Source organism: Kitasatospora sp. SolWspMP-SS2h (genome assembly GCF_003259315.1).
GTDB lineage: Bacteria > Actinomycetota > Actinomycetes > Streptomycetales > Streptomycetaceae > Kitasatospora > Kitasatospora fiedleri.
Window position 1 is genome coordinate 192,170 of record NZ_QLLT01000002.1, and the last position, 15,652, is coordinate 207,821.

Annotated in this window: 8 protein-coding genes and 1 pseudogene; 4 read left to right on the forward strand and 5 right to left on the reverse strand. The window is 75.1% G+C overall.

Annotated features, from left to right (window positions below; all coding sequences use genetic code 11):
• Window positions 1-366: 366 nt before the first annotated feature.
• From K353_RS03135 to K353_RS03155, 5 genes and pseudogenes are all read right to left on the reverse strand, one after another.
• On the reverse strand, window positions 367-828 hold the full coding sequence (locus K353_RS03135) for an SRPBCC family protein (protein ID WP_111552005.1): 462 nt from the start codon (window positions 826-828) through the stop codon (window positions 367-369).
• The gene (locus K353_RS03140; RefSeq protein ID WP_111552169.1) at window positions 825-1,178 is read right to left on the reverse strand and encodes a helix-turn-helix transcriptional regulator; all 354 of its coding nucleotides are present in this window, start codon (window positions 1,176-1,178) and stop codon (window positions 825-827) included. The genes K353_RS03135 and K353_RS03140 overlap by 4 nt, the downstream gene beginning before the upstream one ends.
• A gap of 259 nt (window positions 1,179-1,437) precedes the next feature.
• Window positions 1,438-1,614 (reverse strand): annotated as a pseudogene (locus tag K353_RS37110) (ISAs1 family transposase); the annotation flags it as partial.
• A gap of 238 nt (window positions 1,615-1,852) precedes the next feature.
• Window positions 1,853-4,189 (reverse strand): helix-hairpin-helix domain-containing protein, encoded by a 2,337-nt coding sequence (locus K353_RS03150; RefSeq protein ID WP_111552006.1) that lies wholly within the window; start codon window positions 4,187-4,189, stop codon window positions 1,853-1,855.
• Between the two features lie 31 nt (window positions 4,190-4,220).
• A complete protein-coding gene (locus K353_RS03155; RefSeq protein ID WP_111552007.1) occupies window positions 4,221-5,198 on the reverse strand; it encodes an aldo/keto reductase in 978 nt (325 codons plus the stop codon).
• Window positions 5,199-5,443: 245 nt separating this feature from the next.
• Between K353_RS03155 and K353_RS03160 the strand changes: the two genes are divergently transcribed.
• The 4 genes from K353_RS03160 to K353_RS03175 all read left to right on the forward strand — a co-directional run bounded on the left by K353_RS03160 (window position 5,444) and on the right by K353_RS03175 (window position 15,548).
• On the forward strand, window positions 5,444-6,490 hold the full coding sequence (locus tag K353_RS03160) for an LLM class F420-dependent oxidoreductase (RefSeq protein ID WP_111552008.1): 1,047 nt from the start codon (window positions 5,444-5,446) through the stop codon (window positions 6,488-6,490).
• Window positions 6,491-6,645: 155 nt separating this feature from the next.
• Window positions 6,646-9,192 carry a S8 family serine peptidase gene (locus K353_RS03165; protein WP_111552009.1) on the forward strand — a complete coding sequence of 849 codons (2,547 nt, stop codon included), beginning with the start codon at window positions 6,646-6,648 and terminating at the stop codon, window positions 9,190-9,192.
• Window positions 9,192-12,131, forward strand: a complete 2,940-nt coding sequence (locus tag K353_RS03170) for a VCBS repeat-containing protein (RefSeq protein ID WP_111552010.1) — start codon at window positions 9,192-9,194, stop codon at window positions 12,129-12,131. Before K353_RS03165 ends, K353_RS03170 begins: the two co-directional genes overlap by 1 nt.
• Before the next feature lie 108 nt (window positions 12,132-12,239).
• On the forward strand, window positions 12,240-15,548 hold the full coding sequence (locus tag K353_RS03175; protein WP_111552011.1) for an AAA family ATPase: 3,309 nt from the start codon (window positions 12,240-12,242) through the stop codon (window positions 15,546-15,548).
• Window positions 15,549-15,652: the final 104 nt, after the last annotated feature.

The window sequence follows — 15,652 nt, forward strand, 5'->3', positions numbered from 1 at the left end:
CAGAATTCCGGCACGGTGCGGATCACCCGGCGAAATAACGGTTCCACCGGTGGAATTTCGGTTACCGTTCGAGCGGCAACGGAACGGCATTCCGGCGGTTCCGTGCCGGGGGAACGGACCACCCGGAGCACGGTCGCCGGTGCCTCGGTGCCTCCGTGCGTCGTACGGGCGATTGCTGCCGGTCCACGGCGGGCGAAGGACGGAGAGCGCCTCGACGCTGAGGCGCCAGGGGGGATTGCGGCGGCTCTCCCCCCACCAGGGCCTCGGCGAAGTCCTTTGGTGTGCGGTTTGTGCGGTTTGTGCGTGAGGGACGCAGGCGTGGGCGCAGGCGCCGCCGGGGTTCGGCGGTGCCTGCGCGTGCGTTGTTCAGGTGTTGACGGGGCTGCCGAGTTCGGCGGCCAGGGCGTCGAGCTGGGTACGGGTGCCGCTCTCGCGCCATTCGGGGTTGTCGTGTCCGTCGAGGTAGGTGCCCTGGTCGGTCAGGATGAGACGGGTTCCCTCGCCCTCCGGCAGGAACTGCACGGTCACGAGGTTGACGGAGATGCGGGTGCCGTCGGCGTGCATCTGGTTGGTCGACACGATCCGCTCGCCGCTGACGATGTCCTGGAAACGGGCCTCGTAGGTGAACACCGGGCCGCCCTCCTTGCCTCCACTGGTGCGCTCGACGCCGCCCTCGGTGAAGTCGAGGTCCATCAGGGTGCCGGCGGTGCCGTTGAACCACCGGGTCTTGGCGACCGGGTCGGCCCAGGCCGCGAAGACCCGGACGGGTGCCGCGTCGTAGAGGCGCTCGATGACGAAGGTGCCGTGGGTCACGCTGCGCTGGGTCATGTGCTGCTCCGTTCGGTGGGAGTGGTCGATGTGTCGGTGAGGCGGTCGCCCAGTCTGTCCAGACGGCTCTCCCAGGAGGTGCGGCGTGCGGCGATCCACTGTTCGGCCTCCCGAAGGACGGCCGACTCAATGTGGCAGGTCCGCACGCGGCCGACCTTCTCGGAACGTACGAGTCCGCTCGCTTCCAGCACCTGGACGTGCTGGAGGACCGCTGCCAGGGACATGGGCAGGGGGTGGGCCAGTTCGCTCACCGTGGCGGGTCCGCGGATGAGCCGGTCGACCAGCACTCGGCGGGTGGGGTCCGCCAGGGCTTGGAAGACCCGGTCCAGCGAGACTTCATGGTTAAGCATGTGCTTGAGTTTATTGGACTGCGCCCTTTGGTCAAGGACTTGCTTGACTATCAAGCAGTGCGAGTCGCCCTGGCCTGGTCGATCCGCCTGGCGTGGCATCGCCTGCCCTGCCCACGGCGACTTCGAGATCAGGCGAGGCCGAGCAGGGCGAGTACCCGTTGCGGTTCGCGGGCATTGCGGCGCAGGCCGGCGGCGATGGCGGCGCATCCGCGATCCATTCGCCCACCGCCAGCAGGGACGTCGCGCCAGCCGGGACCGCGCACGCAGTCAGGGCCAGGACAGCGGCCAGTGCGTGTCGTACGCCGCGCGGATCGCGCGGGTCCGGGACCCGGGCAAGCCGCTCCAGCAGACCAGGCACCTCCACCGGACCGACACCGGGCTGTAATCGGAGCTGGTCGAAGGCGGACGGGATCGGCCCCGACACATCGGCAAGCACGGTCTTCCCCGCAGGTCACGGGACGTAGAGGACTCCATGATCCTGGGAGTCCGCGCCCACCCTGTTTCCACCCCGACCACCTGACAAACCGTCACCAACCTGACAGCAGTCGACCACGCCGAAGCCCTGCTCCCCCCACCGGAGCCGGTCGAACGGCTGGCCCGGCAGCGGCACGTACGTCGTTCCACGGGTGGGGCGGTGGGGGAGCACCGTGCCCCCCACCGCCCCACCCGTGGTCTCACTGGTCGGTGAGGACCGTCCGCAGCCGCGTGGTGCGGTCCCGCGCGGGCCGCTCGGCGACGGCCTGGGCCAGCGCCGGGCCCGCCGCGTGCACCACCGACAGGTGCCGCTCCGCGCGGCCGAACGCCGAGTACACCCACTGCCTGGTCAGCTGCCCGGACGCCTCCGGCGGCAGCACCACGACCACTGCGGGCCAGCGCCGCCCGACCGCCTGGTGGGCCGTCACCGCCCAGCCGTGCCGCAGCTTCCCGGCCTGCGCCGGGGTCAGCGTGATCCGGCCGCCGTCGGCCAGCTCCACGTGCAGGCCGCTCGCGTCGCCGTCCAGCACCCGTCCGGGCAGGTTGACGCCCAGCGCGGGGGAGTGCACCACCCGGTCGCCCGGGTCGAAGCCGCCGAACCGGCCGGGGCCGGGGTTCAGCCGGGCCTTGGCGGCCGCGTTCAGCGCCCGGGTGCCGGCCGGGCCGCCGTGCCCCGGGGTCAGCAGCACGGTCTGCTCGGACGGGACGGACAGCGCCCGCGGGATCGAGTCGGTGAGCAGCTGGACGGCCCGGTGCACGGCCTCCCCGCCGTCCTGCGCGGTGAGGATCACCACCTCCTTGTCCGGGGCGTCCACCGGCTGCAGCTCGCCGACGCCGACCCCGGACACCAGCTCGCCGATCGGACCGAAGTCCGGCGTGCGGGACGCGACCACCGGGCACGCCCGGGCGGCCAGCAGGTCGCCGAAGAACCGGCCCGGACCGGCCGACCACAGACCGCCCGGGTCCCCGGAGAGCACCAGCCGGGCGCCGTCCGCCAGCGCCTCCAGCAGCGTCGCCGCGGTCTCCACGTCCAGCAGCGGGGCGTCCAGCACCACCAGCACGTCCAGCGCGAGGGTGCCGTCCACCGCGCGCGGCACGTCCGCGCCGTACAGCAGGTCGTTCAGGGTGCCGATCCGCCCGGCGGCGGGGGAGCCCTCGGGCAGCAGCGCCGCCAGCGCGTCCCGCCCCTGGCCGGTCCAGGTCACCGCCCGGACCCGCAGGCCCAGCCCGGCGGCGGCGTGCAGCAGCGCGACCGGCTCGGCCCGGGCCGCCTCCCCGCCGGTGTGCAGCACCAGCCCGGAACCGGCCACGGCCCCGACCAGCTCCTGCGCGGACCGCGGGGCCGCCGCCGCGGCGGCCTCCCAGGCGGCCGGGCCGGGCTGCGCGGGGACGCCGCCCGCAGCGCCGCCCGCGCCCTCGGGCTCTCCCCCTTCGCGCCCCTCCCCGTCCTCTTCCCCGTCCTCGCCGGGCGCGAAGGTGGACAGCAGCCGGACCAGGCCTTCGCCCAGGCTCTCCTCCGCCAGCGCCAGGCGCTCCAGGGCGAGCATGGTGCGGACGGGCGGCTCCTCGTCCTCGTCGTGGCTGCCGGGCGGCAGCGGCAGCTCCTCCTGGAACGGCATCACCCGCCCGTCCTCCAGCGCCGCCTGCAACGCGCCCTCCGGGTCCGGGACGTGCCGGGCGCGCAGGCCCTCGGCGACCTCGCCGATCTCCTGCGCCGAGTGCCCGTGCAGCGCGGCCTGCTCCAACAGCCAGGCCACCAGCGCCCCGGAGCGGCGCGGGTCGTCCGGCCGGGCCCCGGGGCCGAGCAGCGTCTTGGCGAAGCCGTCGGCGTGCTCGGGCCGCACGCCGGGCAGCGAGAGCACCGCCCACGGATCCTCGCGGAGCTGCCCGGCCGCGCCCTCGCCGAACTCGGCCAGCGCCGCCGGGGCCAGCTCGGCGGGCGCGCCACCGACCGCCAGCACCTCACCGACGGCGGCCAGCGCGGCCTTGCGCTGCGCGTCGTCGAGCGGGACGTCGGACCGGGCGGCGGGAGCGCTCGGACGGCGGACCGGGCGCTCGGACGGGGCGTCAGCCGGCCCGCCGGGGACGTCGGACGGCCGCTCGGGCGTCTCGTCAGCGGCGGGCGCGTCAGCGGACGACCCGTCAGTGGACGACCCGTCAGCGGGAGCCGCGCCGCCGGTGGACTCGCCCGTAGCGGACTCATCCGTGGCGGTCCCGCCCGTGGCGGTCTCGTCAGCGGCCGACAGGTCGGTGTCACGCGGACGGGGCGGGGCGACGATGTCGTTCGCGTTGATCGCGCCGATCGCCTTGGCCAGCGCGGCCACCGCGGCGGCGCGCTCCTCGCCGGTGAGCGGCGTGCCGGCCGGCCGCGCGGCGCCGTCGTCCGTGGCGCTGTCGTCCGCGGCGCCGTCGTGCGGGGTGCCGTCGTCCGGGACGCCAGGGCCCGCCGGGGGCTCCGGGGTGCCCGTCGGCTCCGCCGGGCTCTCCGCCTGGCTCTCCGCCCGGCGCTCGGCCGGGCTCTCCTCGGGGGTGGTCATCGCGGGAAGGCTCCTTCGACGGGCGGGGCGGCTACAGCTCCGTCCAGCCCTGGTCCGGGTAGCGGTGCACCGGGGCGGACACGTCGTCCAGCGCAGCGCGGATCTCACCCGGAAGCGTAAGGGCCTCGACCGACAGCGAGGACTGCAGCTGGGCGGCGGTGCGGGCGCCCAGCAAGGTGGCCGAGACGCCCGGGCGGTCGCGGACCCAGGCGAGCGCCACCTTGAGCGGGGTGGAGGCGAGCCCGTCGGCGGCGGTGGCCAGCGCGTCCACGATCCGCCGGGAGGTCTCGCCCAGGTAGGGCTGGACCGGCCCGGTGGGGTGCGGGGAGGCACCGCGCGACTCGGGGGGCACGCCGTGCCGGTACTTGCCGGTCAGCACGCCCCGGCCGAGCGGCGAGCAGGCCAGCAGGCCGACCCCGGCGTCCTGCGCGGCGGGCAGCGCCTCGCGCTCGATGCCGCGCTGGAGCAGCGAGTACTCCAGCTGGACGGAGGCCAGCGGGGTGGAGCCGGGCAGCGCGTGCTGGCGGGCCGCGGACTTGGCGAGCTGCCAGCCGCTGTACTGGCAGACCCCGACGTACCGGGCCCGGCCGGAGGAGACCGCGAGGTCGAGCGCGTGCAGGGTCTCCTCGGTGGGGGTGGCCGGGTCGTGCGCGTGCACCTGCCACAGGTCGACGTGGTCGGTGTTCAGGCGGCGCAGCGAGCCGTCCAGGGCGTTCAGCAGGTGGCCGCGGGAGGTGTCGTGGCGGCGGGTGCCGGGCAGCGCGCCCGCCTTGGTGGCGATCACCAGCTCGGAGCGCGGGACGAGCCCGTCGGTCAGCCGGGACAGCAGGTACTCGGCGCCGCCGTCCGCGTACACGTCGGCGGTGTCGACCAGGGTGCCGCCCGCGTCCACGAACGCCTTCAACTGCTCGGCGGCCTCGTGCTCGTCGGTGTCCCGGCCCCAGGTGAGGGTGCCCAGGCCGAGCCGGGAGACCCGCAGGCCGGTCCGGCCGAGCTGTCGCTGTTCCATCGCGCCCTCCGTCATGCCTGCTGTGCCGACGGTGTCGGCGCAGGTCGGGGGCGGTGCCCCCCACGTGCTGTGAGGGTAGCGGCGAAACCCCCCGGGGCCCGGGACGACCCGCACGGACGACGTGTCCGCGCGCCGCGCCGCCGTCCGTCCGCCGGTGTGGCCCGCACCGCCACTACCGGTCAGTAGCATGGCCTCCGGCAGGACGGCTACGCTCACCGCACCACCCGACTGGAAGGCTTGGGCACATGCGACTCGGGATCAACCTCGGTTACTGGGGACTCGGCCTGGACGCCGACAACATCGCGGTCGCCCAGGAGGCCGACCGCCTCGGCTACTCCGTCTGCTGGGCGGCCGAGGCGTACGGCTCGGACGCCGCGACCGTGCTGTCCTACGTCGCCGCGAAGACCGAGCGGATCGACGTCGGCTCGGCGATCTTCCAGATCCCGGCCCGCACCCCGGCGATGACCGCGATGACCGCCGCCACCCTCGACACCCTCTCCGGCGGCCGGTTCCGGCTCGGCCTCGGCGTCTCCGGCCCGCAGGTCTCCGAGGGCTGGTACGGCGTCAGGTTCGACAAGCCGCTGGCCCGCACCCGCGAGTACGTGGAGATCATCCGCAAGGCGATGTCCCGCGAGCGCCTGGTGCACGACGGCGCCAACTGGACGCTCCCGCTGCCCGGCGGCCCGGGCAAGCCGCTCAAGCTCACCGTCCACCCGGTCCGCGAGCACATCCCGCTCTACATCGCCTCGATGGGCCCGAAGAACCTCGAACTCACCGGCGAGATCGCCGACGGCTGGCTCGGCCTGTTCTTCTCCCCCGAGCACGCCGCCCTCTCCGTCGACGCCCTCGCCGCCGGCCGCGCCAAGGCCGGCCGCACCCTGGACGGCTTCGACCTCTGCCCCACCGTCAACATCGCCGTCGGCGACGACGTCCGCGCCGCCGCCGACACGCTGCGCGACTACACCGCCCTCTACCTGGGCGGCATGGGCAGCAAGGAGAAGAACTTCTACAGCCACCTCGCCCGCCGGATGGGCTTCGAGCAGGCCGCCGACGAGGTCCAGACCCACTACCTGGCCCGCGACAAGGCCGCCGCCGCGGCCGCCGTCCCGCACGACTTCATCGACGCCACCGCCCTCCTCGGCGACACCGCCCGCATCGCCGACCGCATGCAGTCCTACGCCGCCGCCGGCGTCACCACCCTCACCCTCGCCCCGGCCGGCTGGACCCTGGACGAGCGGATCGCCGCCCTCCGCACCGGCGTCGACGCCCTGGAACGCGCCGGGCTCGCCTAGGCCCGGTCGACGGTCGGCGGTCGACGGTCGGCGGTCGGCTCTGTTCAGGGCCGGTGCCGGCCGCCCGTCGCGGCGGGGGCGGAGCCTGTAATTCCGCAGTAACGGCCGCTGCCTACCTTCGGGGAATCCCGCTCCCTCCCTGGAGGATTCCCCCGATGCACCTGCCCCGACAGAACCGGCGCAGAACGGCTCTCTGGGCCACTGCCGCACTGACCGTGACGGCCGGTCTGGTCAGTTCGCCGCTGCCCGCGGCGGTGGCCGCCGCCCCCGCCCCGTCCGCCTCCGCCACCGTCCAGGTGGACCCGGCCCTGACCGGGGCGGTGGCGGGGGGTCAGGACGCCACCTTCTTCGTGGTGCTCAAGGACCGCGCCGACCTGGGCGGGGCGAAGGGCAAGGGCTCGCACGCCGAGAAGGCGAAGGCCGCCTACCAGGAGCTGCGGGACACCGCCGCGCGCAGCCAGGACGCGCTGAAGAAGTACCTCGACCGGGAGAAGGTCGGCCACCAGGACTACTGGATCGCCAACGCCGTCCAGGTCACCGGCGACGCGGGGCTGGTCGCGAAGCTGGCGAAGCGCTCCGACGTGCGGAGGATCGTCAAGGCGCAGGCGTACCGCATAGACGACACCCCGCTCGCGGCCGCCCCCTCCGCCGACGCGGGCGACGGCACGCCGGAGTGGGGCGTGAAGGACATCGGGGCCGACCAGGTGTGGTCGCGGTACGGCGCGCGCGGCGAGGGCGTCGTGATCGCCAACGTCGACTCCGGCGTGCAGTACGACCACCCGGACCTGGTCGCCGACTACCGCGGCAACAACGGCGACGGCACCTTCACCGACGACTACAACTTCTACGACCCGACCGGGACCTGCGCCACCCCCAGCACCCCGTGCGACAACAACGGCCACGGCACCCACACGATGGGCACCATGGTCGCCAAGAACGGCATCGGCGTCGCCCCCGACGCGAAGTGGATCGCGGCGAAGGGCTGCGAGTCCTCGCAGTGCTCGGACGAGTACCTGCTGAAGGCCGGGCAGTGGCTGCTCGCGCCGACCGACCACAACGGGAACAACCCGCGGCCCGACCTGGCGCCGAACATCGTCAACAACTCCTGGGGCGGCGGCGACACCACCTTCTACCAGGACATCGTGGAGGCCTGGAACTCGGCGGGCATCTTCGAGGCGTTCGCGGCCGGCAACGACGGCGACGGCACCACCTGCTCCACCTCGCACGCCCCCGGCTCGCAGGCCCCGTCCTACGGCGTCGGCGCGTACGACGTGAACGGCAGGATCGCGAGCTTCTCCGGCTTCGGCCCGTCCCTGGTGGACGGCTCGGCCAAGCCGAACATCTCCGCCCCGGGCGTCAACGTCCGTTCCACCTGGCCGGGTTCGGCGTACATGGCGGAGTCCGGCACCTCGATGGCCACCCCGCACGTGGCGGGCGCCGTCGCGCTGCTCTGGTCGGCCGCGCCCAGCCTGATCGGCGACATCGACGGCACCCGCGCGCTGCTCGACCAGGGTGCCCGGGACGTCGACGACACCCACTGCGGCGGCACCGCCGGCGCGAACAACGTCTGGGGCGAGGGCAGGCTCGACATCCTCAAGTCCGTCGACCTGGCCCCGCACACCGCCGTGGACATCACCGGCAGGGCCACCGACCGGAAGACCGGTGCCGCGCTGCCCGGCATCACCGTCAAGGTGAGCTCGCAGGCCACCGGCACCCGCACCGTCACCACCGCCCCCGACGGCACCTACCGCCTCGCGCTGGCCCCCGGCAGCTACGACGTCGCCGCCTCCGGGTACGGCTACGCGAACTTCGAGCTCAAGGGTCTGACGGTCACCACCGGGCAGCCGCAGAGCGTCCCGCTGGCGATGACCGCCGTTGCCTCCCACGCCGTCACCGGCACCGTGCTGGACGTCACCGGCAAGCCGCTGGCGGGCGCCGTCGTCGAGCTCACCGGCACCCCGGTGAAGCCGGTGGTTTCCGGCCAGGACGGCTCGTACACCCTGGGCAAGGTCGCCGAGGGCGACTACACGCTGACCGTCAAGCCCGCCCAGCCCGTGCTCTGCAACGGCGTGTGGACCGGCCCGCTGGCCGTCGCCGCCGACGTGGCCGAGACCGTGCGGACCCCGGCCCGCACCGACGGCTCCGGCACCAGCTGCGCCCCGGCCGCGTACGGCTGGGTCAAGGGCAGCAGCAAGGTCGCGCTCAGCGGTGACGAGGACGCCAAGACCGTCGGCCTGCCGTTCCCGGTGACGTACTACGGCGTGCAGTACACCAGCGCCTCCGTCACCACCGACGGCCTGATCGACTTCCTGGAGCCGCGGATCGGCGACTACGCCAACACCGAGCTGCCGACGGCCTACCGGCCCAACGGCGTCGTCGCCCCGTTCTGGGACGACCTGACGCTCGACAAGAAGGCCACCGTCGCCACCGCCACCACCGGCAGGGCGGGCAGGCGCACCTTCGCCGTGGTCTGGGACGACGTCCCGCTGGTCGCCGACCGTTCGAAGCGGGTCAGCTTCGAGGTGCTGTTCGACGAGGCCACCGGTGACATCACCTTCCAGTACGAGTCCGTGCCGGGCAACGGCTCCGGCGCGACCGTCGGCATCGAGAACCAGGCGGGCACCGACGCCCTCCAGTACTCCTTCGACCAGGCCGTCCTGACCGACGGCTCGGCGATCCGCTTCACCCAGGGAGCCAAGTGATGACCACCCACCGCAGAGCCCTCCGGCTCGCCTCCGGCCTGGTCGCCGCGGGCCTGGCCCTGACCGCCGCCCCGCACGCGCTGGCCGCCGACGCCACCGCCGGGACCGACGGCGTGGTCAAGCTGACCGACCGCCAGGCCCAGGACCTCAGCACCCGGCTGAGCGCCGACGCCTACCCGCAGGCCACCGCCACCGACGGCGCCGACACCGTCGGTACCGCCCCCGCCGACTCCACCGGCACCGGCACCGGCGGCACCGGCACCGCCCCCGGCGGCAGCGGCGGCGGCAGCCACCTGGACGACCACGCGCCGGTCACCTTCACCGCCGGCTCCACCCTGGAGGGCGTGCGCGGCCTGGCCGCCACCGTCCCGGCCGGGAAGGACGGCAGCTACTTCACCGTGCACAGCCTCGGCAACGTGCAACTGCACCGGGCCGACGGCTCCACCTCCTGGGCCCGCACCAACGCCTCGCTGTACGCCGACTGGCAGGTCAAGCCGCTGCGGCCGTGGGACACCGAGCCGTACCCGGCGCGCATCCCGCTCGCCTACGACTTCGTCAGCCCGTTCAACGGCGACGCGGCCAGGGGCTACGACACCGCCGACCTGACCGGCGACGGCGTCCCCGACCTGGTGGTCTCCGCCTCCGTCGGCGACCTGCCCTACCGGCCGTTCAGCTCGCCCGGCTCCCCGCTCAGCTCCGGCTCCTTCGTGACCGTGCTGGACGGCTCCACCGGCAGGACCCTCTGGTCGAAGCTGTACGCCTCCAGCACCATCGTCCGCGTCGTCGACGGCACCCTGCTGGTCTCCGACGCCCCCAGCGAGAACAGCAGCGCCCCCGCCACCGCCACCGCCACCCTGACCGGCATCCGGTTCGGCTACGCGGACGGCAAGCTCACCCCGGCCGAGACCTGGACGTACGACACCGGCGAGAGCGGCGAGTCCGCCTGGGGCGACCTGCTCGACCTCGGCGGCGGCAAGGTCGCCGTCTCCTTCGACCGGCGCGGCACCACCGGCGCCGCCGGGCGCGGCACCACCTTCGTGCTGGACACCGCCGACGGCACCCCCGGCTGGCGGGCCGACAGCGACCAGTTCGGCCGCCAGCTGCGCCTGGACGCCTCCCGGGGCCGCCTCGTCGCCATCGAACAGCCGGACTACGTGCAGCAGTTGTCGTACTCCGTGGTCGCCTACGACCTGCGGACCGGCGCCCGCACGGTGCTCGACACCCGGCTCAACGTCGCCGCCACCGCGCTCACCGTCGGCGACCTCGGCGGCGCCAAGGGGGAGGAGTACGCGGTCGCCGAGGACTCCTTCTCGCCCGACCTGTACGTCAACGCCAGCACCCTGCGGGTCCTGGGCGACGGCGGCTCCACCGTCGCCTGGACCAGCACCACCAAGCGCACCGGCGCCGGCGACGGCCCCAGCACCTGGCAGCTCGACGTCGCCGACGGCGCGCTGCTCGCCAGCTCCCAGGACGGGCGCCACACCGACGACGCCGAGAACGTCTCCGGCCTGCGCTACGGCGTGCTCACCTCGTACAAGGGCGACAACGGCAAGGTCCGCTGGCAGGCCGACGGCACCACCGCCTCGCCGCGCCTGCACCAGATCGACGGCGGCGTCGTGCGCACCGTCGACCAGCAGCAGAACATCCGCACCTACAAGCTCGGCAACGGCAAGCAGCAGAGCCTCACCCCGCTGCAGGGCGACCTCGACCACGCCGCCGCCGCCGACCTCGACGGCGACGGCCGGCAGGACGTCATCGCCGGCGGCAGCTCCGACGGCGTCTGGGCCTTCTCCGGCCCCTCGCTGCTCACCGGCACCCCGGAGCAGCTGTGGCGGGCCACCGTCCCCGGCGAGGTGCACGCCGTCGCCACCGGCGACGTCGACGGCGACGGCAGGCCCGAGGTGGTGGTCGCCGCCGACACCGCCACCGTCGTCCTGGACGGCCGCACCGGCAAGGTACTCACCACCATCGACGGCGGCGGCACGTTCGTCCGCTCGGTGACGCTCGCCGACCTGGACGGCGACGGCAAGCAGGAGGTCCTCGTCCCGACCGACGCGCTGCGCGCCTACCGGGGCAACGGCAAGCCGCTGTGGACGTACGACGCCCCGAAGGGCTCCGGCGAGGTCGTCTTCTCCGACGCCGTGGTCTCCGAAGGCCAGGTGTACGTCCAGTACTCGGGCATCGGCGCCATGAACCGGGCCGACTCGGTGCAGAACGGCGTCGCCCTGGACGCCGCCAAGGGCGGGTTGCGCTGGCAGGCCGACCCGAAGGCGCCCGCCGAGGCCGTCGACGGCAAGCTGCACGGCACGCTGCTCGACCACGCGGTCTTCGCCTCGCCGAAGATCCCGTACGCCGACGGCCACGCCGTGGTCTACACCTGGCTCATCTCGGCCGTTCCCGGCGGCATCGACGACGGCGGCACCGACCTGGCCAGCCCGATGTCGGTCACCGAGATCCGCGACGGCCGCACCGGCGAGGTGCTGCACCGGAAGGTCGCCGGCGGCCCCTGGTCGCACGGCGACTTCTTCACCGGCGAGGACGGCGACGGCCTGCTGGAGATGGGTTTCGGCGTACTGCGCCAGTACCTGGGAGGCGGCGACGACCGGTGGACCTCCACCACCGCGCCGCTGCGCACCGCCCAGTTCATCACCGGCCCCGACGGGCGGAAGCTGCTGGTCGGCGGCGTCGAGGGCGGCCTGGCCGCCTACGACCCGGCGATCGTCGGCGACGGGAACGCCTTCCACTCCTCGAACGGCTCCGCCACCCTGCGCGGCGGCCGCGACTACCTCGCCGCCGACCTCGACGGCGACGGCAAGGAGGAGATGGTCTCGCTCAACTCCGACGCCCTCGGCGCCAACCGGGCCGCCGAACTCCTCGGCGGCGGCGTGCTGTCGATCGACAACGGCATCCACCAGATGACGACGTACAAGCTCTCCTGAGGTCCTTCACCGGACCCCCGCGAGACCGTCCGGACGGGTAAAGAGCCGGTACCCCGCAGGCTCCCGCCTGCGGGGTGCTCGGCTCGTTCGTGTACCGTTACCGGCCTCATGGGCGCACGAGAGACCAACCGGACGGACACCGCACCACCCGTGCTGCGCCTCTACCTCTTCAACGGGTTCCGGGCCGAGCGCGACTCCGGGCCGCCGCTCGCCGAACGCTGGCCCCGCCCCGGCGCCCGCGCCCTGGTCAAGCTGCTCGCCGTCACCCCCGGCCACCGCCTGCACCGCGAACAGGCCATGGAGACCTGCTGGCCCGACGCCGACCCGTCCGCCGCCGCCGGCAGCCTGCGCGTCGCCCTGCACGCCGCCCGGCACGCCCTCGAACCCGAACTCGCCCCCCGCGCCTCCTCCTCCTACCTCAGGGCCGACGGCGGGCTGCTGCTGCTCGACCCCGCCGCCGTCTGGATCGACGCCGACCACGCCGAACAGGCCGCCGAGGACGCCCTCGCCGACGGCAGGATCGACCGACTCGCCCACGCGACCGGCCAGTTCACCGGCGAACTGCTCCCCGAGGACCGCTACGCGCACTGGGCGGCAGCCCGCCGCACCCGGATCGAACAGCTCCGCGAACAGCTCCTGCTGCGGCTCGCCGCCGCCCACCTCGACCAGGGCCGCCCCGAGGAGGCCGCAGCCTGCGCCGAACAGGTCCTCGCCACCAGCCCCGCCGAGGAACTCGCCCACCGCCTGCTCATCGACGCCTGCCTGCGCCGAGGACAGCGCCGCCGCGCCCTGCGCCAGTACCACCGGTGCCGCGAAGCCCTCGACACCGAACTCGGCATCCGCCCCGGCCCCGAGACCGAACGCCTGCACCGCGCCGCCCTCGCCGCCACCCCCGCCCCCGCACCCGCCGCCACCGTCCTCCCGGCCCGGCTGCGCAGCGCCGCCCCCGCCCGACTGCACGGCCGCGAAACGGAGTTGGACCGCCTGCTGGCCCCCGCCGGGCCGCCCGTGCGGCTGCTCACCGGCGAAGCGGGTATCGGCAAGACCCGGCTGGCCGTCGAAGCCGCCCGCCGCGCCGCCGCCGACGGCACCGCCGTGCTCTGGGGCAGCGGCCAGGACGCCGAGGACCACACCCCCTACGGCGTCTTCGCCGGCGCGCTCGACGGCTGGCTGGCCGAACACGACCCCGCCGGACGGGCCAGGGTCGGCGCCGAGTACCCCGAACTCGCCGCCGTCCTGCCCGCGCTGGGCCAAGTCCCGGCCGGCGCCGCGCGCAGCCCCGAGGAGGAGCGCGACCGGCTGTTCCGGGCCGGCGCCGCCCTGCTCGGCGACCTCGCCGCCACCCGGCCCGTGCTGGTCGTCCTCGACGACCTGCACGCCGCCGACCCCGGCTCCTACCAGCTCCTCGGCCACCTCGCCCGGCGGGCCCGCGACCGCCGCACCCCGCTGCGCTTCCTCGCCACCTACCGGGAGGAGGAACTCCCCGACGGCGACGCCCGCCGACGTGCCGTCGCCGCGCTGGTCCGCCAACAGCTCGCCGTGAAGCAGGAGTTGGCGCGCCTCGGCGAGGCCGCCGTGCTGGCCGCCGTCCGCGACGCCACCGGCCGGGCGCCCCGGCCCGAGGTGTGGGAACTCTCGCTCGGCAACCCGCTGTTCGCCCTCGAACTCGCCCGCGGCGCGGACCCCGGGGACGGCCCCGCGCAGCCGCCCGACGGCGTCCGCGACCTGGTCGGCGAACGGCTGGTCCGGCTCGACCCGCACGCCCGCCGCCTCGTCGAAGCGCTCTCGGTGGCCGGCGGCGAGGCCGCCCTCGCCGAACTCCTCGACGTCGCCGAACACGGACTGCACCCGCCCGTCACCGGCGCCGCCGCCGCCGACGCCGTCGAACACGCCATCGCCGCCGCCCTCGTCGAGGAACGCCAAATCGTCGTCGCGGGCCGCGCCGAAGCCGGACTCGCCTTCCGCCACCCCCTCGTCCGGCTCACCTGCTACGACGGCCTCTCCGCCGTCCGCCGCCGCCAACTGCACGCCGCCTACGCCCAGGCCGTCCAGCGCCGCCGCCCCGACGCCGTCGACGCCCTCGCCTCCCACTTCACCCGCGCCGACGACCCGCGCGCCGCCGCGTACCTGCGCCGCGCCGCCGAACGCGCCGCCGCGCTCTACGCCAACGACACCGCCGACCGCTACTACCGCGACCTGGTCGCCCGCCTCGACGTCGACGCCGCCCGGGCCCGCCTCGCCCACAGCCAGGTGCTGCACCGGATGGGCGAACCCGGCCGCGCCGCCGAAGTGCTGCGCGCCGCGCTCGCCGAGTTCGCGGCCCGGGGCGACCACGACGACACCGTGCTGGCCGCCGCCCACCTCGCCGAAGCGCTCTTCCGGATCGGCGAGGCCGACCAGGCCACGGCCGTCCTGGACGCCCACCCGCTCCGGCCCGGCACCGGCCCCGTGGCCTGCGCCCAGCACCACTTCGCCCGCTCCGCCATCCACAAGATCCGCGGCCGCTACCAGGACGCCTACCGGGCCGCCTGCTGCGCCCTGGAGCACGCCGAACACGTCCCCGGCCCCACCGGACAACTGCTCCAGGCCCGCGCGTACGCCGGCCAGGCCGTCAGCCTCGGCCTGGCCGGCCGCTTCGGCGAGGCCCGCGAGGCCGGCGACCGCGCCCTCGCCCCCGCCCAGGCGTACGGCGAACCCACCCTGCTCGGCTCGGTGCTCTCCACCCTGCGCGAGAACGCCCGCCGCCACGGCCGCCTGCACGACGCCGTCCGCTTCGGCCGCCAGGCCCTCGACCACGCCCGGCGCTCCGGCGACCCGATGGCCACCGCCTTCGAACAGCTCAACCTCGCCGAACTCCACCTGCTGCTGGAGGAGACCGACACCGCCGCCCAGTACGCCGAAGCGGCCGTCGCCGCCGCCGACTGGGACGACGCCTGGTCCCTGCCCTACGCCCTCGCCGTCCTGGCCCGCGTCCTGCTGCGCACCGGCGACCGGGACCGCGCCGCCGCCCTCCTCGACCGGGCCGGCACCCCCGACGACCAGCAGGCCCACCACGAAGTGCGCCGCGCCCGCGCCCTGTTCGCGCTGCGCGGCGACGACCCCGCCGCCGCCCTCGCCGCCCTCGGCCCCGGCGCCGCCGAGCAGGCCCCCGAACTCGCCGCCCACGCCCACCTCGCCGCCGGCCGCCCCGCCGAAGCCGCCCGGATCGCCGCGGCCGAAGCCGCCCGCGCCCGTACCACCGGCGAACGCCTCGCCGAGACCGAGGCCCTCCTCGCCCAGGCCACCGCCGCCGCCCGCCTCGCCGACCCGGCCACCGCCCGCCCCGCCCTCACCCGGGCCGAACACCTCGCCCGCACCCTCCCGTACCCCTCCGCCCTCACCCGGGTGCTCGGCCTCCGCGCGGAACTCGGCGACTGACCGCGGGCCGCTCCGCGGGCGGCGGGAGAGCCGCGGGCAGCGCGAGGCCCCCGCGCCGGGTGGGCGCGGGGGCCGTCGTGGGGCCGCCCGGTGGCGGCGTCAGG

Excerpts from the sequence above, each read along its gene's own strand:
- K353_RS03165 (WP_111552009.1), top strand. The coding sequence starts at position 6,646 with ATGCACCTGCCCCGACAGAACCGGCGCAGAACGGCTCTCTGGGCCACT.
- K353_RS03150 (WP_111552006.1), bottom strand. The coding sequence starts at position 4,189 with ATGACCACCCCCGAGGAGAGCCCGGCCGAGCGCCGGGCGGAGAGCCAG.
- K353_RS03170 (WP_111552010.1), top strand. The coding sequence starts at position 9,192 with ATGACCACCCACCGCAGAGCCCTCCGGCTCGCCTCCGGCCTGGTCGCC.
- K353_RS03135 (WP_111552005.1), bottom strand. The coding sequence starts at position 828 with ATGACCCAGCGCAGCGTGACCCACGGCACCTTCGTCATCGAGCGCCTC.
- K353_RS03175 (WP_111552011.1), top strand. The coding sequence starts at position 12,240 with ATGGGCGCACGAGAGACCAACCGGACGGACACCGCACCACCCGTGCTG.
- K353_RS03155 (WP_111552007.1), bottom strand. The coding sequence starts at position 5,198 with ATGGAACAGCGACAGCTCGGCCGGACCGGCCTGCGGGTCTCCCGGCTC.
- K353_RS03140 (WP_111552169.1), bottom strand. The coding sequence starts at position 1,178 with ATGCTTAACCATGAAGTCTCGCTGGACCGGGTCTTCCAAGCCCTGGCG.
- K353_RS03160 (WP_111552008.1), top strand. The coding sequence starts at position 5,444 with ATGCGACTCGGGATCAACCTCGGTTACTGGGGACTCGGCCTGGACGCC.